Origin of the sequence: Aphanothece sacrum FPU1 (genome assembly GCF_003864295.1) — a bacterium.
GTDB lineage: Bacteria > Cyanobacteriota > Cyanobacteriia > Cyanobacteriales > Microcystaceae > Aphanothece_B > Aphanothece_B sacrum.
Genome location: NZ_BDQK01000009.1, coordinates 58,590 through 78,545, shown reverse-complemented (window position 1 = coordinate 78,545; position 19,956 = coordinate 58,590). Strand labels below are relative to the sequence as shown.

Sequence of the window (19,956 nt, the reverse complement as noted above, 5' to 3'; positions counted from 1 at the left end):
ATAAATCTCAACTAAGCGACTCCATAATCAGTATATTTTCGCTTGTAAGGAGGATGTAAACCTAAAATAATATCTTCTCTAGGAACACCCATTTTAACTAATTCTTCAGCAGGATTTTGATCAGTTAAATTTTGTTGAAGCCAAATTTTTTCATCTTTAATATCAAAGTGCAAAATACACCGATACACTCGATTTAAGTTTTCCCATCCTACATTCATCCATTGATAATGATCTCTTTGGGTATCAAAAATAAGTTCAACTTCAATGTATTCATTAGAATGATCCTCTTTAGCATAAGCAGTTAATAAATCTTGAATCAGTTTCCGATATTTAGCTACCTTATCCATTGGATAATTACCTCATTGATGGGATCATAAACAATTAAAAAATTTTGATATTCTTGAATTGCTGTTTGTGTAAAGCCTTTTTAACCGATTCATGAAACAAGTCTTTAGCAGACATAATAGATAGGGTGGGCAAAATTCATTAAACCTGATTATTAATTTATCATTTATTTTATTAATGGGCGATCGCTTGCCCAAATTTTCCCCTTAATTCGGTAAGGGCAATTGATGAATTGCCCCTACAGGATTTCTGACTTATCTAAAACGTATTTAAAATAGGTTTTAACTTACAGCCCATTCTAACAGTTATTTCTTTAATTTCTTCAGATTAGAATTTATACCCAAACCACCTAATACTAATAATCCTAACATTGAACTAGGTTCAGGAATAGTAACAGGAACAGGAACAGGAACGGAAACAGGAGTAACTTCTATGGCTGACCATTGGATAATATCACTGACATCAGCACCAAAATTACCTATAAAGGAAATAGTTTGTCCCGCAGCAACCTTAAACTGATTATTAAAGTTTCTTAAACCTGTTGTAAAAGGCGCGTTTTCTACCGAACTTGAACTTCCATTGCTTAAGATAAGGCTTTCATCACCATCTAGATTCTCAATATACCCAATGGTATAGGAAGTCAGTTGAACTGCACTAGAAAATGTAAGATCAAAACTTGTAGTTTTAGTTCCAGAAAAAGGAGTACCAGCTAATACCGATATCCCATCCAAATCAACAAAAAATGAGCCTCGTGTTTGGTTATTAGATATTGTTAAAGTAATTCCATCAACGGTTTTAACAATGGTGGATAAATTACTATCGTCGGCATTAAAAATAAAGGTAACAGCTTGGGCAACATCGGCACTCATCAAACTGAAAACTGCACCACCAAAGGTTACTAAGGAAAGGGTGGTTAAAGATTTGGTGATTTGCATATTCCTCAATTTAAAAATAACTATAGCACTATTCTTACACACCTCCACTTTTTGTCAAGTTTTAAGTTGCCATAGAGAGCATTCATAGTTTATCCTGAAGATCAATAAACTTTTTTATTGTGACTTTAATTATAATCACCTACTTAGTTTTACCTAGTAGGTTTGGTAGAACCAGGAAAATTAATTTTAGATTGTATATTGTTTGATTGTAAAAATTTATCAACCTAACTTAATTATGACACAATCTTCTATCCGTCCGGCTAAAATTAGTGGTATTGTATCTAATTCTATCGCTGAAGAAGTAGGCTTTGAAGTAGGGGATGCTATTATTTCAATTAATGATACCAAACCCCGTGATTTAATCGATTATAAATTTTTATGTTCTGATGAATATTTGGAATTAGAGGTATTAGATACTAAGGGAAAAATTCATCAAGTAGAACTAGAAAAAGATTATGATGATGATTTAGGGTTAGAGTTTGAAACCGCGTTATTTGATGGATTAATTCAATGTAATAATCATTGTCCTTTTTGTTTTATTGATCAACAACCTCCAGGAAAACGAGATACTTTATATTTAAAAGATGATGATTATCGATTGAGTTTTTTATATGGAAGTTACTTAACTTTAACCAATTTAACGCAAAAAGAATGGGATCGTATTGAAGCGATGCGCCTTTCTCCTTTATATATTTCAGTTCATGCAACCGAACCAGATATCAGAATTAAACTATTAAAAAATAAGCGAGCAGGAGAGATACTAAAACAATTTAAATGGTTTCAGGAGAGACGCTTACAAATTCATGCACAAGTCGTGGTTTGTCCTGGTATTAATGATGAGATTCACTTAGAAAAAACCTTGTTAGATTTAGCCAATTTTAATCAAGGAGAAATCCCGACAATTATCTCAGCAGCAGTGGTTCCTGTGGGATTAACGCGCTTTCGTCCAACAGAAGATCAATTAATTCCAGTAAATCGAGAAAAAGCGAAACAAGTTATCAAACAAGTTCAAACATTACAACAACAATTCTATCATAAATTAGGCAGTAATTTTGCCTGGTTAGCGGATGAATGGTTTTTAATTGCTCAAGAAGAATTACCAGCAGAATCTCATTATGAAGATTATCCCCAAATTGGCAACGGAGTCGGTTCTATTCGTCAGTTTATCAAAGAATTTAAAACCATTGCTCAACAATTACTACCTCAAAAAATAGACAATCAAGTAACCTTAACTTGGGTGGTTGGTAATGGGGTTGAACAAGCATTTAAACCCTTAGTCAATCAATTAAATAAAGTTAAAAATTTAAAGATTAATTTAGCTGCATTAAATAGTAATTATTGGGGTCAAGAAATTACTGTGACTGGTTTATTAACAGGACAAGATTTATTAACAGGGTTGCAAAATAAAGACTTAGGAGATGGAATTTTATTACCTTCTGTAATGCTCAAAAATGATGATACAGTATTTTTAGATGATATGACTGTTCAAGCATTATCTCAACAGTTAAAAATTCCTATTTTTCCTATCAGTGGGGTTGCAGAATTAATCAAAACTTGCTTGAATTTTTAATAGAATATTTTCAATAATAGGATGTTATCTCTAATGAATAAGTAGGGGTCAACGGCCGTTGACCTCTACAGAGCAATTTACAATCTATAAATTAACAATTAAGGTTTAAAGTCTTTCTCTTATAGGGAGAATCAATTCTTAATTGTTCTATATTATTGACCCGTTGTCGTTCCTTCTTGAGTATTAGTGAGGGTTTCTTTGGCAATTTGTGATTGTCTTTTTTTGCGGTCTGCTTCTATAGTTTCCTCAATAACAGTTAGAATTTGCTGCATTTTATCAAGATTACTACGATAAAGATCAATGTCTTTTTGTAGTTTATCGGAGGTTAAACTTAACACATCAGAAACTTCTTGAAACGTTTGATTACGTTGTTCTTGATTTTTCACTAAATCAGAATTAACTTCCATCAGAACAGTATATAATCCGATGGCAAACAAACGACTATATTTAAATCGAGAATTTTGGGCAATTTTTTGTAATGTATCAAAGAGAATACCCTCATTAAATTGTCCAGAAGCGGCTTGTTTCATCTTATCCATCAAATCAGAGATAGAGAGACTTTTGGCCTGTTCTAAGACATTATAAGCATCTTGACGATATTGATCTGGGTTTTCCCGCACCGATTGACACAAAGCTGTAAAAATGGATGCTTTATCCAGTTCAGGACGATATCCTTCAATAAACCGCTCAAAAGAAGTTACAACACCTAAAGCGTAAATGGGATCATAGTGAAAATCCGCATTAACAGACAACAGGTGCATCTCTACCATCAATTCTTCAACAAATCGGCGATAAATGGAATTAATTGGTCGAGTATGATGGCGGTAGAACTCGCGCTTAGTATCAGAAACAGTACGAAGGTTATTCACAAAACAAACTTAAACTAAACTTAATATAGTAGCTTATTTCTATTGTCCCCTCTAAAGACCTCTTTGCCAAGTCAGATCAATTTAATTGGTGATCAATTATCAATTTATCCCTTTAGAAGACTTTCTTCTAAATTCATGCGCTTAACCATTATAAGCAAATTGATTAGGGAGAAAGTGATTGCAGTAAGATAAGCATAGTGAATCAGAGGAAGTCCTGCAATTTCTAAACAGACCCCTAACCAATTTGGATGTCGTATATAACGGTAAATTCCTGTATCTACAAGGGGTACGCCTGGTATAGTCATAATTTTCAATGTCCATCTGATTCCTAACTCTTTCATGGACAAATAACGCAAAACCTGTCCGGTAATAGTTGCTATTAACCCAATAACGGCTAAAGATGGAACAAAAGCACGATTAAAATACCATACCTCGCAAATCATGGCTACCCACCAACTTACCTGGAGAATCTTAACGACACCGAGTAAATTATCGCTATATTCTTGACCTCCTTGGACTAAGATTTCAGTAGCATTACGTTGACTAATTCTCAGTTCAAACAGTCGTTGTAAGATGACACAAATAACGATACTAACAAAGATCCATCGAGTAACCATGATTACTTTGTATGCTACTTAAAGGTTTACTAATTAATGTATAATAAGTTGCAATAGTTAAAATGGTGGGTTACGACGCGCCTTAAAACTTATTGGTTTTTTATCAAAATCATAGCCGCGTCTAACCCACCCTACGAACTGTGCCTAACCCATCCTACATTAATTTACTGTTTCCTCCCTTTGAGGTGTGGAAGAACCCAGATTAAATGCGTAATAGCTTGCCAATTTTTACCATTGCAAGAGAATTACTTCTTGAGAGAAACCAGGCCCCATTGCGATCATCAAACCATAGGAACCCGACGAGGGTTGCTCTGCAGATAAAGTCTTATCTAAGATGTAGAGAATAGTCGGAGATGAAAGGTTGCCTACTTCAGCTAACACCTCACGGCTGAGATTTAAGGCTTGATCATCAAGACCATACTCATCTTCGATCGCATTAATAATTTTAGGGCCACCTGGATGAACCAACCAACGGGAAATATCATCAACAGATAGATTATGGGCTTCTAAAAGAGGATCAATGGTTTGTCTGAGTCCCACCCTGACATGATCAGAGACTTCTGGGCGGAGGATATTACGAGTTCCGGTATCAACTACATCCATACCCATTAAATGAACCGTGTTAGGTAGAAGCATTGAGCGACTATCAATGACTTGGGGACAACCAGCTTGTGCCAAAGGATGATCATCACCAACCATCAAGACAGCAGCAGAACCATCACCAAATAAGGCAGCCGTTATGATGGTCATAATAATGTCACTATATTGGGAAGGATCATCAGGTAAACGACGAATCATCGAGCATAAATCCCGTTGTAGTGATCCTTGCCAGAGAGAAGAAGAAGGCTCTGAGGCAACAAGAATAGAAGCTTGTGTGGGATAAGCCTTTAAATAATCAGCGACGCGAGCGACCCCAAAGGCTCCTCCCATACAACCCACACCACCAAGAGGCATTCTTTTAATGTTTGGAGAAAAAGGAATTCGATTCATTAGTCGTACATCAATACCAGGGACTGCCGGAATCAGAGAAGTGGCGGTTAACTGGGAGATATCTTGGGGTTCAAGGGCGGTTTTTTTGAGTAATTTCCAAACTGTTTCTTCAACTAGGTCAACAGTAGCTTTAATTGTAGCATTGATATTTTCTTCTATTCCAGGGGGTTCATAAAAAGAGTCAAGGGGCAACATAAAGTAACGCCCTTTAATGAGGACATTGGTAAAAAAGCGATCAATAGCATCTAAATCAAAATCTAGCTCTTGTACGATAAAATACTTACGGAGCGCATTGGCCAACACTTCCTGGGAATAATAATGAGCCGGAAAACCGACAGCAGTATTAACGATAAAAGTCATGATATTATAAACTCCATGTAAGGATTAGTGGGTGCAGTAATGATGTGGGTAAATCTAAAAAAAACTTAACCTGATATAAAGTATTCCCAAATGTTGTCTAAGAATTTAAATACTCCGCCATTTTTTGCGAAACAATTTGTAACATTTCTGATTGTTCTTTATGAAAGAAGAAATGTCCACCAGAAAACATCTGCATCTTAAAATCTTGACTGGTTTGTTGAATCCAGCTTTCGATGTGTTTTTGACTTACTTTGGCATCATCTACACCTCCAAAGGCATAAATAGGAAAATTAAGAGGATCACCAGAGGAATATAAATACGTCTCTATGATAGCAAAATCGGCTCGTAAAATGGGGAGAAATTGTTGATTAAATTCAGGTCTATTCAAAGTTTCTACGGGAGTTCCCTGAATTTTTTGGAGAGCTTCTTTGAATTTATCATCTCCTAGAGGATGTAAAGGAATATCAAAATCAGGAATTTGGGGAGCGCGACTACTCGAAACAAATAGAGCAACTGGATTTGAGCAGTTTTGCCGGCGAAGTTCACGGGCTAATTCAAAGCTTAATAATGCTCCCATACTATGACCAAAAAAAGCAAAAGGACGATCAAGATAAGGATGAATTAAAGGAAATAATGTTTGAATTAAGGGTTTTAGTCGGGTAAAAGGTGGTTCTTGATCTCGATTTTCTCGACCAGGTAATTGAATTGGACAAATTTCGATTTCAGACGGCAAAAATTGTGACCAAGATTGAAAAATTGAAGCCCCTGCACCCGCATAGGGAAAACAGAAAAGACGTAAACGAGGTTGAGAATTTTTATCCAAAAAGGGAAACCATAAATCTTGTTGAGTTTGTCCTTCTGTGTTTAATTCAGGTTCAAACTCTGTATGAGTAGATTGACTGGTAATCAGATGAAGCACTTGTTCAAAAAACTGTTCAATGGTAAGTGCGGCTAAATATTCTACAGGAACGGCTATTTCTAGAGTTATTTCTATCTCTTTTCTTATTTCGGTTGCCATCAAAGAGTCAAGTCCTAAACTAGATAGGGGTTTTTGCCAATCAATTTGATTAGGAGAAATTTTCGTGACTTTTCCTAACAGTTTACCGAGATAAGATTTAAGAAGTTGTTGACATTCTTGAGGTTCAGCTTGTAATAATTGAGCTTTTGTTAAACTTTGATTTGGTTTGGTAACAGTTTTGGATATTTCTGGAGATAAGTCACTGGGTGTAGATAACCCTTGATTTTGCTTAATTACGACAGAGGATACTGATGAGGGTTGTGCTTGAGTGAGTAAGACATCAACTAACTTGGGTAATAAGCTCACCTCTTCATCCGAAAAATTGCCGACAGTTTTCAACTGCTGTAATAATATTTGATGAACTAAGTTAGTGCTTGATATAGTTGAGTTTAAATTTTCAGAAGCCTCACTTTCTAACCAATATCGTTGCCTTTGGAAAGGATAAGTAGGCAAGGAAATAAGATGACGCAAATAATCTCCATCAAAATTAGACCAATTAATATTAATTACCCTAACATGAAGCCTAGCTAAACTGTTTAAAATTTGTTGCCAATCTTCTTGTTCTGGACGCAAACTCGGAAGGAATAATTGTTCTGGTTCTGGTAAACAATAACGAGCCATTCCTAACAGAATCGGTTTGGGGCCAATTTCTAACAATATGTCATAACCCTGTTGCCCCAGCATTTCCATTTCCTCAGCAAATCTTACAGATTGAACGATATGATGACACCAATATTCAGGAGTTCCTATATCTTGACTGGCCAGTTGTCCTGTCACATTAGAAATAATATTAATTGTGGCTTGATGATAGGTAATTTCTTGAGCAATTTGCTGAAATTCTCCTAACATTTGTTTCATCGTTGGTGAGTGAAAAGCCTGGGAAACTTGTAAAGTTTTGGTTTTAATGTCTTGAGATGCAAAAATTGCTTGTACTTCAGTAACTACTTTAGATAAACCAGAAATCACGATGTTTTGTGGCCCATTATAAGCAGCGATGACCACTTGTTGACCGTAAGGTTCCAGAACAGCTTTAACTAAGGATTCATCAGCCAGAACAGCCATCATAGACCCATTTTGAGGTAACGCTTGCATTAAGCGTCCCCTATGGGCAATCAGTTTTAGTGCATCTTCAAGACTAAAAACACCAGCAAAACAAGCTGCTACATACTCTCCGAGACTATGACCCATCACCACATCAGGTTCTACCCCCCAAGATTGCCATAATTGAGCGAGGGCATATTCAAGAGCAAATAGGGCAGGTTGTGTGTAGGCTGTTTCATGAATAGGAGATGATTGTCCCTCACTAGGATAAAGAATCTCTAGTAGGGGCTTTTCTAAGTAGGGACGTAAAATCTGGTCACAGTGATCGAGAGTTTGCCGAAACATTGGCTGAGTCTCATACAACTGTCGCCCCATGTTCATATATTGTGATCCCTGTCCGGTAAACAAGAAGGCAACTTTCTGAGTTTTTCGAGACTGTACTATTCCAGTAATTGAACTATAATCTTCGTCATCTGCTATAAATGCTGCTAATTGTTCTTGTAAGTCTTCTGAAGTGTTAGTGACAATAGCTAATCGATGTTCAAATTGCGATCGCCCTGTATTAGCACTAAAACAAACATCGGCCACAGAAACATCAGGATAGGATGCCAAAAAAGTTTGATAGCGAATCGCCATCTCTAATAAAGCTGGTTCAGTTTTTGCTGATAGGGTCAATAAATGGTAAGGACGTTGTAGGGATGATGATCGTTTATCAAGGGTTTCTGATGTCTGAGGAGCTTCTTCCACAATCATATGACAATTTGTTCCCCCAAACCCGAAGGCACTAATACCAGCAAGGCGTTTTTCTGACCCTACATTCCAGGGTGTACATTCCTTGGGGATAATTAGGGGAGTTCCTTGGACTGAAATATAAGGATTAAGTTGTTGAAGATTGAGATGAGGGGGAATTTCTTGCTGTTGCAGTGACAGAACGACTTTGATTAAACCTGCAATACCTGCTGCTGATTCTAAATGGCCAATATTCGTTTTAACAGAACCAATCCAACAAGGTTGATCAGGTTGACGGTTTTCCATCAAAACCTTTTTCAAGGAGTTAAATTCTTGGGGATCTCCTAGAGGGGTTCCTGTTCCATGAGCTTCAATATAGCTGATTTGATTGGCCTTGACCCCGGCATTTTTTAACGCTTGACGAATTACTGCCTGTTGAGCGGGGCCATTAGGGGCTGTTAAACCGTTAGTTAAGCCATCTTGATTAACGGCTGATCCTTTAATGACAGCATAAATCTTGTTTCCATCTCGTAGCGCGTCTGAAAGCCGCTTGAGAACAACTACTCCACATCCTTCGCCACGAACATAGCCATCTGCTCTGGCATCAAAGGTTTTACAATGGCCATCGGATGCCATCATGTGAGCTTGAGAAAAGTTAATAGTTAATTCAGGAGATAAGATTAGGTTAACGCCCGCCGCTAAACATAGATCTGATTCCTGAAGGCGTAAACTTTGACAAGCATAGTGAACTGCCACTAAGGATGAAGAACAGGCAGTGTCTATAGCTAAACTAGGGCCTTTTAAGTTTAATAAGTAAGATATACGATTGGCTGTAATGCACAATGCGTTTCCGGTTCCACTATAAGCACTTATTTTCGAGATGTCTTGTAGGGATGCTCTACCATAATCATTATTACTAATACCTACGAAAACCCCCGTTTGACTTTCGGCTAGTTTTTTAGGGACTAAACCTCCATTTTCTAGAGCTTCCCAAGCCACTTCTAACAATAATCTTTGTTGAGGATCAATGTATTTAGCTTCACGATTAGAAATCCGAAAGAATTCTGCATCAAAACCATCTATTTCCTTTAAAAAACCACCCCACCTAGTATTCATTTTACCTGGAGTTGCGGGAGTTTTATCGTACAATGATTCTATGTCCCAACGGTTTGAAGGTACTTCAGTAATTCCATCAATTCCATTACGCAACAATTGCCAATAATCTTGGAGATCATTGGCAGAGGGAAAACGACAACTTAGACCGATGATGGCAATAGGTTCCACAATTAACTTGTTATCTCAACGTTATATGATTAGTATTCCCAGATTTACTGATGAATAATATCCATCACTTTACCAAATCTTCATATAGACTATATATAACATTTCCATCTAAGATATGGGTGTGGAACGGGCATCTTGATTGTCACAGGCAACAGGCCAGTTTCACAAGTGTTTATATTTCAATGGGAAACACCTATTTTAATTAGGCAAATAGTCAGGATTTATGGTTTCTTCAGGAGTAAAAGGACAGTTTTCAGGAAAACTTGTTAGTGATAATCCGGTTTCTTCAGCAGCCCACTCTTTAGCCGGAAAGTAACAATTCCAAAAGATTTCCCTGAAATAAGGCTTGAGTCCTGGATGTTTCTCTAAGGCTTTATTAATCCGTCGGCGATGCTCTTTGATGCTTCCCCTCCAACTTCCACAACGATAATCGGGTTGATATTTCCATTTTATCAGGTGGGTTAAGACAACAATCAAATTGTTTTCTAATGCGTCCTTGTGAGACCCACCCATTTCTTCCAATTCCTCAATCAAATGTTCTATATCTAGGGCTAGAAAATTCCCAGAACGGAGCAATGCCGAAGTTTTTGACAGCCAGAGAGGATAGTTTTGAAGGTAAAGTTCTTTAGAGATTACTTCAGTATTCATTTACTTAATACGGCTTGAGTCTCAACCGCGTGAAATACCCCAACTAATTTCAAGCAATATAGTTGGACGGTCGCTTGTCACTTCACTCAATTTTAACAATATAATTTGCCAAAGCATCAATTGTCGGATAATCAAATAAGAGAGTGGGATCGAGTTCGCTGCCTATAAATTCTTGAAGATCTCCCGTCAATACAATAGCAGCCGAGGAGTCTAGCCCATATTCATTAAATGAAACTTGAGTATCGATTTTTATTGGTTCAATTTCTAGTAATTGAGACACATAAGAAATTAACCAATTTTCGATGTCAGTGTGGGTAGGGAGATTATCTGAAGCATTTTTGCTCATAGATTCTAAGTATCGAGAGTATTTAAGTCCGATGAATTAACTTTTTTAGCTATGATTCAAGAAGTGATTACCTGAGTTCGACATAAGGATTTTTGTGGACAAATCGTTAAAATTAGGAATCTGGCAACCCTTATTCTATGGTTGGAAAAATTATCCAGAACGAACTCCGAACTGCTAACACTGAACTCAGGTTAATTAAATTCCCAACTTGTAAAATCACAATTTTAGGGTTCCCAAAAAATGTCAGAAAAGTAACATTAAGCTGTAATCTAATCATCTCAAACATGTTAGGCAATTTTTTCTAAACTCAGGTTTGCTACATCAATCGGCTGTACACGATCAACCATATTACTTAAAAACTGTTCTTTACAGCGATAGCGTTGAATTTTACCGCTAGATGTTTTAGGAATGGTTGCTGTTCGTATCAAAACTACTTCATGAACTTGTAAACCATGATGTTTAGCAACTGCTTCACGAATAGCTTTTATGACTTCATTACTATCTATCTTGCGTAAATAGGTTCGCTCGACCTCTTGTACAATGATGAGTCGTTCTTTGTCAGAAGTTCCCACAACAAAAGCAGCACCACAACTCTGTCTTAAAGCTGGATGACTTTGTTCAACCGTTAGTTCAATATCTTGAGGATAATGATTACGGCCTCTAATAATGAGAACATCTTTGAGTCTTCCGGTGACAAATAACTCCCCATCTTCTGTCAGAAACCCTAAATCTCCTGTTCTTAAAAAGGGCCCCACTTGAGTATCTGCCAAATAAGCATCAAATGTGTCTTGAGTCTTTTCGGGTTGTTGCCAATAACCTTTAGCGACACTATCTCCTGATACCCAAATCTCTCCGACTTGATTTTTGTCACACTCAGTTAAAGTATTTGGGTCAACAATTTTCAATTTTTGCCCTAACCATTCTTGTCCACAACTGACCAAGGTTCGGGTATTTGCCTGTTGGCCAGCAACTTCAATGACCCGATTTTCTTCTAGGGCTTTTTCGTCTACAGTTTTGAGTTTAGGGGCTTGAGATTTCTTGCCACCTGTAATAAATAATGTAGCTTCCGCCATACCATAACAAGGATAGAAAGCTTCTTTACGAAAACCACAGACGGCAAACTTATCAGCAAATGCTTCTAAGGTTTCAGCCCGTATCGGTTCAGCCCCTGTAAAAGCGACTTGCCAACTACTTAAATCTAAGGTTTCTAATTGTTCCGGGGTTACTTTCTGAACACACAAATCATAGGCGAAGTTGGGGCCACCACTGGTAGTAGCACGATGGTCAGAAATAGCTTTAAGCCAACGATAAGGTTTTTGCAGGAAGTCTACGGGAGACATCAGAATACAAGGAATACCCGAATACAAGGGCTGCAAAACATTACCAATCAGCCCCATATCATGAAATACGGGCAACCATCCCACAACACTACTCTTAGGTGTGTGGCCAAAGGCCTGCTGAATCATCCGTTCATTATGAAGCAAGTTATCATGTGTTACCATGACCCCTTTAGGATTTCCAGTAGAACCTGATGTATATTGTAAGAATGCTAGATCACTTTGACTAATTTTAGGAGAATCCCAATTCTGGTTAAACCGTTTAGGAATGTTATCAGTAGCTAACCACTTTAAAGCTGACAATTCTGGATGATTTTCTAAGCTTTGTTCTAAGTTGCTCCAAATAGCACTGGTAGTTAATACTTCTTTGGCTTGACAGTTTTTAATAATGGCTTGTAGTCTATCTAGAGATTGATTACGTCTGGGGGGATAAACGGGAACGGCAATAACCCCTGCATATAAACAGGCAAAAAATGCCACAATAAAATCTAATCCAGGAGAATACATCAGTAAAGCTCGTTCTCCTTGTAGTTCGAGATCATGAAGAATAGCCCCAAGTTCTCTAGCTTTTTTGTCTAATTCTCCATAAGTTAAAGAACATTGTTCCGTTTCTCCTCGGTCTAGAAAACTATAAGCAGTTTGATGCTCTTGATAAATACACCGTTCTTGCAGAAGACTGATTAAACTTTCTCCAGAGGAAGAAAATGGCAAATTATTAAGTTGATACATTGCGATTAACCCTCACATCAAATAATTATTGTGGTAGTCAAGATTATTAATAAATGATCAATGTCAAGAACTTGTCAACATTTCAGACAAATTTGTCCAACTTTTCTAATGAATATCAGTACGTATTTGAGTTTTAGTACTGTAAGGCAGGTACTATTGATAATAATAACAAAAAATGTAGGGATCAACGGCCGTTATTAGTGTCAACTTAGTGCCAAATGCCAACAGGCTAAAGCCTGTGGCTATACAAACAAAGCCCGACGAGCGCGGACTTTTATTAACATTAGCCTGCTATACTAAGGCTTTGTACAGTTAACCCCACCCTTGGCAGGGTGTGGGTGAGATAATCGAACAGCTTACACCTATTGACTTTCACCTTAAGTTGACACCAATGACGGCCCTAAGTATTACTATCGTAAACCACATTTAATGTTCCTTCAATCGAACCCCGGCGACAAGCATGTCGCTGAATCTTACCACTAGAGGTTTTAGGAATCGTGCCAACTCTTAATAATAAGACCCGATAAACTTGTAATCCATGATGGGCAGCAACTGCTTGTTTAATTTTATTAACAATGACCTCAAAAACGGGTTGTTCTGAGAGTTCAAGGGTAAATCCATGATCAATTGAATATTGGTCACGGCGATCGCGCAATTTTCGTTTTTCTTCTGCCAGAGGAACTGCAGAAGATTTTTGACGACGATCATGGTAACGACGTTCTACTTCGGCCACCACCACCAGTTTTTCTTGTCCATCGAGGTTTATAGTAAATGCTGCACTGCGATGGGAAATTAATTCTCTACAATTTTGTTCAAGGGTTAATTCAATATCTTGAGGATAATGATTACGTCCGCGAACGATAATAACATCTTTGAGTCTTCCAGTGACAAACAACTCTCCATCTTCTCCCAAAAATCCTAAATCTCCTGTTCGTAAGAAAGGCCCTTCTTGGGTATCAGCCACATAAGCGTTAAAGGTTTCTTCAGTCTTTTGCTGTTGTTCCCAGTATCCTTTGGCAATACTGCCTCCTGATACCCAAATTTCCCCAACAGTATTAGGTTCGCACTCTCTCAAGCTTTGAGGGTTAACAATTAGAATTTTTTGTTCTAACCATTCCCGACCACATCCAACTAATGTCCTGGTTTCGGGTTGTTCGACGGAAGCACAAATGACTTGATTTTCTTCTAAGGCTTGTTCTTCAATAGTTTGAAATACAGGGGCTTGGGATTTTAGACCGCCACTAATAAATAAAGTTGCTTCTGCCATCCCATAACAAGGATAAAAGACTTCTTTTCGGAAACCACAGGCAGCAAACTTCTCAGTAAACTTTTCTAAGGTTTCAGCCCGTATCGGTTCAGCCCCAGTAAATGCTACCTCCCAACTGGTTAAATCTAAGGTTTCCATTTGTTCGGGGGTAACTTTATGGATACACAAGTCATAGGCAAAGTTGGGACCACCACTGGTAGTGGCACGATATTGAGAAATAGCTTGAAGCCAACGATAAGGTTTTTGCAGAAAATCTACGGGAGACATCAGAATACAGGGAATACCCAAATGCAAGGGCTGTAAAACATTGCCAATGAGTCCCATATCATGAAATAAGGGCAACCATCCCACAAAAATTGTTTGTTTTGTATGTCCAAAAGCTACCTCAACCATCTGCTCATTGTGAAGAAGATTTCCATGAGTCACCATGACTCCTTTAGGATTTCCGGTCGAACCCGATGTATATTGCAGAAAGGCAAGGGAATCACTGGTAATTTCTGGTTTTTCCCAGGTTAACTCTAAACTTCCCCTATCGTTATCCGTAGTTAACCACTGTAACTTTGCTAACTCAGGTGTGTTATCAAAATGCTTTTCTACTGTTTCTGAGATGTCTTGGGTGGTTAAGGCTAATTTTGCACTACAATTATTTATGATCGATTGAATTCTTGATAAGTTTTGGTTACGCTTGGGAGGATATAGAGGAACTCCAATAACTCCTGCATATAAACAACCAAAAAAAGCACTAATAAACTCAATTCCTGGATTATATAACAATAATGCTCTTTCCCCTACCATATTTAATGATTGTAATTTAGCTGCTATCTTTCTTGCCTCTAAATCTAGTTCTCCATAGGTTAGGGTGATTAATTCGCTTTCTCCATTTTTAAGAAATGTATAGGCTTTTTTCTCTGATTGGTGGATAGCTCGATATTGTAAAAGCTCAACTAATGTGGACTGATATTGAAGCTCTTCTAAGGTCAAAACCGAATTAATAGTATATGTAGATTTGGGGGAAATAAAAATCATTATTTTAAGTTCTAAATGTTGTTTTTTTTCCAATCTAGCATTGACTTTTAATATCAAACATCCGTAAAAATAATGACTCTAACGGGATTTTAAATAAGTCCATGGAGTAATAACAATGAATTGTAAACTTGATATTTTCTACATAAAAATACTGATATATACAATTTTTTAGTAAAAACAATTACTTATATTTTAATCATTGTAACTACGATTAATTATACAAACTACTCACATATTGACCATATCCATTATAGGGCAAAGTTTCTTTAATATCCCAAGATAATCCTGGCCCTTTACTAATAAATTTTTCTGTTGCTTGTGACCAACGGGGATGGGGTTTATTGGGGTTAACATTGGCTTCAAAATCATATTCATTTGGAACCAGTGTATGCCAATAAGTAGGGGGTTGTTGTTCAATAAATTCGATTTTAACAATAGATTTAGCTCCCTTAAAACCATATTTCCAAGGAGTCACCATCCGCAAGGGTGCGCCATGTTGTTTAGGTAAATCATGACCATAAATTCCTACAGCAAAAAAGGCTAATTCATTAGCCATTTCTTCTATTTTTAAACTTTCTTGATAAGGCCAAGGAAGGGAACCTAAATGAAAGCCTGGCCCTTGTGTAATCTTAGGATCATAAAAAGAAGTAAATCTGACAAATTTAGCTTGAGAAGTTGGTTCAACTGCTTGAATTAAAGCTTTCATGGGAAATCCAATCCAAGGTAATACCATTGACCAAGCTTCTACACAACGAAAACGATAAATTCTTTCTTCTAAGGGAAATTTTGTTTTGAGATCATCGAGATCATAAGTTTTGGGATTTTTGACCAGTCCAGTGACTTCAACTTTCCAATTATCTAGAGGTAATTTTTGAGCTTCTGACCAAATATTTTTAGTTCCCCCAAATTCATAAAAATTATTATATTGTCCCGCTAATATTTCTTCAGTTACGGGACGACCTACGTTAATAAAATTTCTATTTTTCTGATAATTGTTTATTTTAGCAAGCTTTAGACTATCTTCTAACGCAGTTTGAGAAGATAATTTTTCACAACCAGTTAAGGGAATTAAACTAGCTCCAATTCCTGCTCCAATTATCGATTTGATAAAGTTACGGCGATTAAAATAAACAGAGGAATCAGTTATTTTATGTTCAGAAATATGCCAAGAAGGGGGAACGCGAATTAAATTCATAGATAGTAAGAAGTAATAAGAAACTTTTAAATATTTAGTCACGTAGTTTAATACTATAATTAAAAATCACTCACTTGTCAATGTTTTTAAGAGAGATTATAATTTAGTTCAGGGATAGAGTTACTAGGTTTAAGCAATACAAAAAGTGAGCATCAACGATAAACTGGGAGTTTCCCAGAAAGTTAAACGCTAGTTTACATTTCTTAAGATAGTTAATTTTATTTATGTCCGATTGATTATTAATTATTACTTAGGTGGTTGTGCTGTAGACTGACTAGGGGGAGGATTAATTAAGACAGTTGAGTTAGCCAAGTTGAGTAAATGATCAAGAAAATAAGTCCAAAGAAATAGGGAAAGAGGCAAACCTAACATAATGCTCATAATAGTTATTGTTGCTCGGTTGGTGATATATTTAGGCCAGGTAATATGAATCAAAGAAATCTGTATATTGTAAGTCTTAGGAGGTTTAAAACGATTGTTATCCATCTAAGTTAATATAGAAAGGGTTATAATCAAGACGTTTTAACAATCGACTTTAAAGTGATTGAGATAAACAGTCTCGAACTAAGATAACCTTAAAGTGTTAAAAATCTGTCAAGAGGTTCTTTGACTCTAGAAATTCTAGTTTTCCGATATTCCGTAAATTTTGTTAAGTGAGGTATGCCGTTTTTTTGTAGGATAGATTCTAAGGAGAGGTACAAACTGACCTTGGCAAGGGCTATTAGGCGGCATTTTCCAAGGAAAGAACGAGATAACATCGATTTTGCCAGGAGATCGTTTAAAAATCATTGATGAGTATATCAAAATCGGTTTTAGCACAATTGTTGGAAATTCTTCCTCATTGGCGGCCTCAAATGTATTTTAAGGCTTCCTTGACGGCACTTTCTCATGCAATGGAAGATCAGGTATTGGCCGGATCTGATAAACCTTTGATTATTGCCAATTTTCAACAAGAACGATTTTATCGTCAAGAAGCACAAAGATATCGACGAATTGGACAAAAAACTGATCAGGTTTACGTTTTAGCTGCTCCAGAAACGGACTTTAAACATGGTTCTGGTGTTTATGAAACGATCGCCTTTGAATCTACGGATAATCTAACTCAAGAATGGCATTTAGTGGTCATTGGAGTCAATTATGCTAGTTGTCTAATTTGTCAGGAACGCACTTTCCCAACGAATGAGGATAATGTGGGATCAGCTAAGGATAATAGTCGTCGTTTTGAAGGAATTTGGACGTTTGATCGTCATGTTAGTCAACAAGCGGCGAATATTCTCTTGACAAGAATTTTAGATTATAGACCCGAATTAAAAGATAAAATTAAACTAGCTCGTCAGAAGTATTTACCCTCAACTGAATTAACTCAAGGAATGGGGAAACTGAAGCAAGAAGATACAGAAAAATTGGTTTGGGAGTCTCCGAATACTAATCCTGATCCCTTTGTTCAACGTTTGGTAACTTATCTTCAGGCCGGTCAATATAAACTCATTAAAGCTAATCATTCTTTGGCAGTAAAAGAGGAGAAAGAAAGGTTAATTAATTCGGTGACAACGGCAATTCGACGTTCTTTAAATCCTGACGAAATTTTACAAATTGCGGTACAAAAATTAGGGGAAGGTTTAGGGGTTTGTCGTTGTTTAGTTTATCGTTGTAAAGAAACTGATACTATTGCTAAAATTGAGCATGAATTTTTAAATGATGGATTTGCTTCTATCAAGGGACAAATTTGGCCATTACGCAATAATCCTTTGTTTCAGGAAGTAGTAGAGTTACGGGATGCGTTAACAATTGAAAATGTCTTAAATGACCCTCGTATTATTCAAGAAGGACAAATTCAAGATATAGATGGATCTCTACAAACTCTAATAAACAGTTGTTCAATTTTGTCTTGGATGTTAGTTCCCATTCTTTATCAAGGTAAACTTTTAGGAATGTTGGAGTTACACCATTGTGGTCCTAATACTGTTGCTTGGAAAAGTGAAGATATTTCCTTAGTTAATGCGATCGCTACTCAAATTGGGGTAACGTTAATTCAAGCAGAAGCGTATGCGAATCTTCAAGATCTTAACGAACAACTGGAAGCACTTGATCGCACTCGCTCAAATTTAGTAGCAATTACGGGTCATGAATTACGAACACCTTTATCTACTATTCAGGTATGTTTAGAAAGTTTAGCGACTGAACCGGATATGTCTCTTGAATTGCGTCAAGTGATGCTGAGTACGGCCCTACAAGATGCTGAAAGAATGCGTAAATTAGTGCAAGATTTTTTGACATTATCTCAGTTAGAAAGTGGTCGGATAGAATGGAATTTAGAACCCTTAGATCTTAGCGAATGTGTTGAATTAGCTTTAAGTCATGTTCGGGCCCGTAATAGAGGGGGAAATTTACCTCAAATTCATAACTTTATTAATACAGAGATTCCCTTGATTCAAGCGGATGGGGAATGGTTGGTTGAAGTACTTGCTAAATTACTGGATAATGCTTGTAAATTTACTCCGGTTGAAGGAGAAGTCAGTATAAGGGTTAGGTCGAATAATATTGATAGTTTAGAAGTAACTATTTCGGATACAGGTAGAGGAATTGAACCTAATCGTTTAGAAACGGTTTTTGATCGTTTTTATCAAGAGGAAGGGGCCCTAAGACGTAGTACGGGAGGAACCGGATTAGGTTTAGCTATTTGTCGTCAAATTCTCAAGGGTTGGGGAGGACAAATTTGGGCAGAATCAGAAGGGAAAAATCAGGGTAGTAAGTTTCATTTTACGGTTCCTATTTTCCTTGAGAAAATTCCTCGGCAAACTCAAGAAAATCAATCTTCTTTTAGTTCTAAAACTAAAAAATCTACCAAGAAAAGAGGATGATAGTAGAGGATTAATAGACCAGATGCTTTACCTTGAAAGGTAAAGCTAGAAAAACAAATCCCGCCTTCGCGGGCTGAGTTATTTTTTAAGATTATAGCCTAGGCAGGTAGGCTTTGTCCGTATAGCCTCAGCCTTTAGGTTGAAGAAGTAGGAGAAAAAATACTTAAAATAACTCTTGGTAATAAATGATAATGTCCCATACAATTTAATCCCACTGTTTCAGCAAATTTCTCTCGCTGTTGAGTATTATAAAAGTTAATACCTCCTGGAGAAAAACGAGTAGATTTCATTGTTCCCATTGTAAAATCAGCTAAGAAAAATTGTCCTTGAGGACGTAATATCCGACTGACTTCACTAAATACAATTTGTGGGTGAGGATAGTGTAAAAAACTAATGGTATTAAACACTGCATCAAATTGATTATGAACAAAAGGTAGGGATTCTGCATTACCTTTAGTATAGATCAATCGTGGATGATGTTGATTATTTTGACGGGCTTCTTTTAACATTTGGGGAGATAAATCTACTCCGGTTCCTTGTAAGTCGGGAAACTTATTCGCAAGACGATGTAAAAGACGGCCGGTTCCACACCCTAAGTCTAATACTTGGGAAGGATGAGGTAAGGTAACATATGATAATAGTCGTTGATGAATTGCTTGATAAAAAATAGTTGTTAGCAACCAATCATAATTAGGGGCCCAACGATCAAAAAAGTTTGCTTTCTGACTAAATAAATCTTGATTATCCATCTGATTATTAAATGTCAATTTACCTTACCTATTGTCCTAA

Annotated in this window: 15 protein-coding genes; 2 read left to right on the top strand and 13 right to left on the bottom strand. The window is 36.9% G+C overall.

The features are described from left to right. Positions 1-11: 11 nt before the first annotated feature. On the bottom strand, positions 12-347 hold the full coding sequence (locus AsFPU1_RS10275; protein ID WP_124972356.1) for a XisI protein: 336 nt from the start codon (positions 345-347) through the stop codon (positions 12-14). Positions 348-650: 303 nt separating this feature from the next. Further along, on the bottom strand, positions 651-1,280 hold the full coding sequence (locus AsFPU1_RS10270) for a PEP-CTERM sorting domain-containing protein (RefSeq protein WP_124972358.1): 630 nt from the start codon (positions 1,278-1,280) through the stop codon (positions 651-653). Positions 1,281-1,515: 235 nt separating this feature from the next. Here AsFPU1_RS10270 and AsFPU1_RS10265 point away from each other — a divergent pair, with 235 nt between their 5' ends. Next, on the top strand, positions 1,516-2,850 hold the full coding sequence (locus tag AsFPU1_RS10265) for a TIGR03279 family radical SAM protein (RefSeq protein ID WP_124972360.1): 1,335 nt from the start codon (positions 1,516-1,518) through the stop codon (positions 2,848-2,850). Between the two features lie 152 nt (positions 2,851-3,002). On the opposite strand, the gene psb29 is transcribed toward AsFPU1_RS10265, so the two are convergent. The 10 genes from psb29 to AsFPU1_RS10215 form a co-directional block, all read right to left on the bottom strand. Then, a complete protein-coding gene (gene psb29 / locus AsFPU1_RS10260) occupies positions 3,003-3,719 on the bottom strand; it encodes a photosystem II biogenesis protein Psp29 (RefSeq protein ID WP_124972362.1) in 717 nt (238 codons plus the stop codon). Positions 3,720-3,823: 104 nt separating this feature from the next. Further along, the gene (locus AsFPU1_RS10255; RefSeq protein ID WP_124972364.1) at positions 3,824-4,336 is read right to left on the bottom strand and encodes an isoprenylcysteine carboxyl methyltransferase family protein; all 513 of its coding nucleotides are present in this window, start codon (positions 4,334-4,336) and stop codon (positions 3,824-3,826) included. Between the two features lie 228 nt (positions 4,337-4,564). After that, on the bottom strand, positions 4,565-5,686 hold the full coding sequence (locus AsFPU1_RS10250) for a type III polyketide synthase (protein ID WP_124972366.1): 1,122 nt from the start codon (positions 5,684-5,686) through the stop codon (positions 4,565-4,567). Positions 5,687-5,783: 97 nt separating this feature from the next. Next, positions 5,784-9,758: a type I polyketide synthase gene (locus AsFPU1_RS10245; RefSeq protein ID WP_124972368.1), complete on the bottom strand. Its 3,975-nt coding sequence runs from the start codon at positions 9,756-9,758 to the stop codon at positions 5,784-5,786. A gap of 198 nt (positions 9,759-9,956) precedes the next feature. After that, the gene (locus AsFPU1_RS10240) at positions 9,957-10,406 is read right to left on the bottom strand and encodes a DUF29 domain-containing protein (RefSeq protein ID WP_124972370.1); all 450 of its coding nucleotides are present in this window, start codon (positions 10,404-10,406) and stop codon (positions 9,957-9,959) included. 82 nt (positions 10,407-10,488) lie between these two features. Next, positions 10,489-10,752 (bottom strand): acyl carrier protein, encoded by a 264-nt coding sequence (locus AsFPU1_RS10235; protein WP_124972372.1) that lies wholly within the window; start codon positions 10,750-10,752, stop codon positions 10,489-10,491. Between the two features lie 287 nt (positions 10,753-11,039). Continuing rightward, positions 11,040-12,818, bottom strand: coding sequence for a fatty acyl-AMP ligase (locus AsFPU1_RS10230; RefSeq protein ID WP_124972374.1), 1,779 nt, complete (start codon positions 12,816-12,818; stop codon positions 11,040-11,042). Between the two features lie 400 nt (positions 12,819-13,218). Then, positions 13,219-15,111: a fatty acyl-AMP ligase gene (locus AsFPU1_RS10225; RefSeq protein ID WP_124972376.1), complete on the bottom strand. Its 1,893-nt coding sequence runs from the start codon at positions 15,109-15,111 to the stop codon at positions 13,219-13,221. 211 nt (positions 15,112-15,322) lie between these two features. After that, positions 15,323-16,306, bottom strand: a complete 984-nt coding sequence (gene msrP, locus AsFPU1_RS10220; RefSeq protein ID WP_124972378.1) for a protein-methionine-sulfoxide reductase catalytic subunit MsrP — start codon at positions 16,304-16,306, stop codon at positions 15,323-15,325. A 246-nt stretch (positions 16,307-16,552) separates the two neighbouring features. After that, entirely contained in the window at positions 16,553-16,792 is a 240-nt protein-coding gene (locus tag AsFPU1_RS10215) for a hypothetical protein (RefSeq protein ID WP_124972380.1), read from the bottom strand. Positions 16,793-17,097: 305 nt separating this feature from the next. Between AsFPU1_RS10215 and AsFPU1_RS10210 the strand changes: the two genes are divergently transcribed. Beyond that, the gene (locus AsFPU1_RS10210; RefSeq protein WP_124972382.1) at positions 17,098-19,167 is read left to right on the top strand and encodes a DICT sensory domain-containing protein; all 2,070 of its coding nucleotides are present in this window, start codon (positions 17,098-17,100) and stop codon (positions 19,165-19,167) included. A 134-nt stretch (positions 19,168-19,301) separates the two neighbouring features. On the opposite strand, the gene AsFPU1_RS10205 is transcribed toward AsFPU1_RS10210, so the two are convergent. Next, entirely contained in the window at positions 19,302-19,916 is a 615-nt protein-coding gene (locus tag AsFPU1_RS10205; RefSeq protein ID WP_124972384.1) for a class I SAM-dependent methyltransferase, read from the bottom strand. Between the last annotated feature and the right edge of the window lie 40 nt (positions 19,917-19,956).

What these genes read in the sequence shown, in the direction of transcription:
- msrP (WP_124972378.1), bottom strand. Translation starts at nt 16,306, where the DNA reads ATGAATTTAATTCGCGTTCCCCCTTCTTGGCATATTTCTGAACATAAA.
- AsFPU1_RS10250 (WP_124972366.1), bottom strand. Translation starts at nt 5,686, where the DNA reads ATGACTTTTATCGTTAATACTGCTGTCGGTTTTCCGGCTCATTATTAT.
- AsFPU1_RS10265 (WP_124972360.1), top strand. Translation starts at nt 1,516, where the DNA reads ATGACACAATCTTCTATCCGTCCGGCTAAAATTAGTGGTATTGTATCT.
- AsFPU1_RS10235 (WP_124972372.1), bottom strand. Translation starts at nt 10,752, where the DNA reads ATGAGCAAAAATGCTTCAGATAATCTCCCTACCCACACTGACATCGAA.
- AsFPU1_RS10215 (WP_124972380.1), bottom strand. Translation starts at nt 16,792, where the DNA reads ATGGATAACAATCGTTTTAAACCTCCTAAGACTTACAATATACAGATT.
- AsFPU1_RS10225 (WP_124972376.1), bottom strand. Translation starts at nt 15,111, where the DNA reads ATGATTTTTATTTCCCCCAAATCTACATATACTATTAATTCGGTTTTG.
- AsFPU1_RS10240 (WP_124972370.1), bottom strand. Translation starts at nt 10,406, where the DNA reads ATGAATACTGAAGTAATCTCTAAAGAACTTTACCTTCAAAACTATCCT.
- AsFPU1_RS10205 (WP_124972384.1), bottom strand. Translation starts at nt 19,916, where the DNA reads ATGGATAATCAAGATTTATTTAGTCAGAAAGCAAACTTTTTTGATCGT.
- AsFPU1_RS10230 (WP_124972374.1), bottom strand. Translation starts at nt 12,818, where the DNA reads ATGTATCAACTTAATAATTTGCCATTTTCTTCCTCTGGAGAAAGTTTA.
- AsFPU1_RS10210 (WP_124972382.1), top strand. Translation starts at nt 17,098, where the DNA reads ATGAGTATATCAAAATCGGTTTTAGCACAATTGTTGGAAATTCTTCCT.
- AsFPU1_RS10270 (WP_124972358.1), bottom strand. Translation starts at nt 1,280, where the DNA reads ATGCAAATCACCAAATCTTTAACCACCCTTTCCTTAGTAACCTTTGGT.
- AsFPU1_RS10275 (WP_124972356.1), bottom strand. Translation starts at nt 347, where the DNA reads ATGGATAAGGTAGCTAAATATCGGAAACTGATTCAAGATTTATTAACT.
- AsFPU1_RS10255 (WP_124972364.1), bottom strand. Translation starts at nt 4,336, where the DNA reads ATGGTTACTCGATGGATCTTTGTTAGTATCGTTATTTGTGTCATCTTA.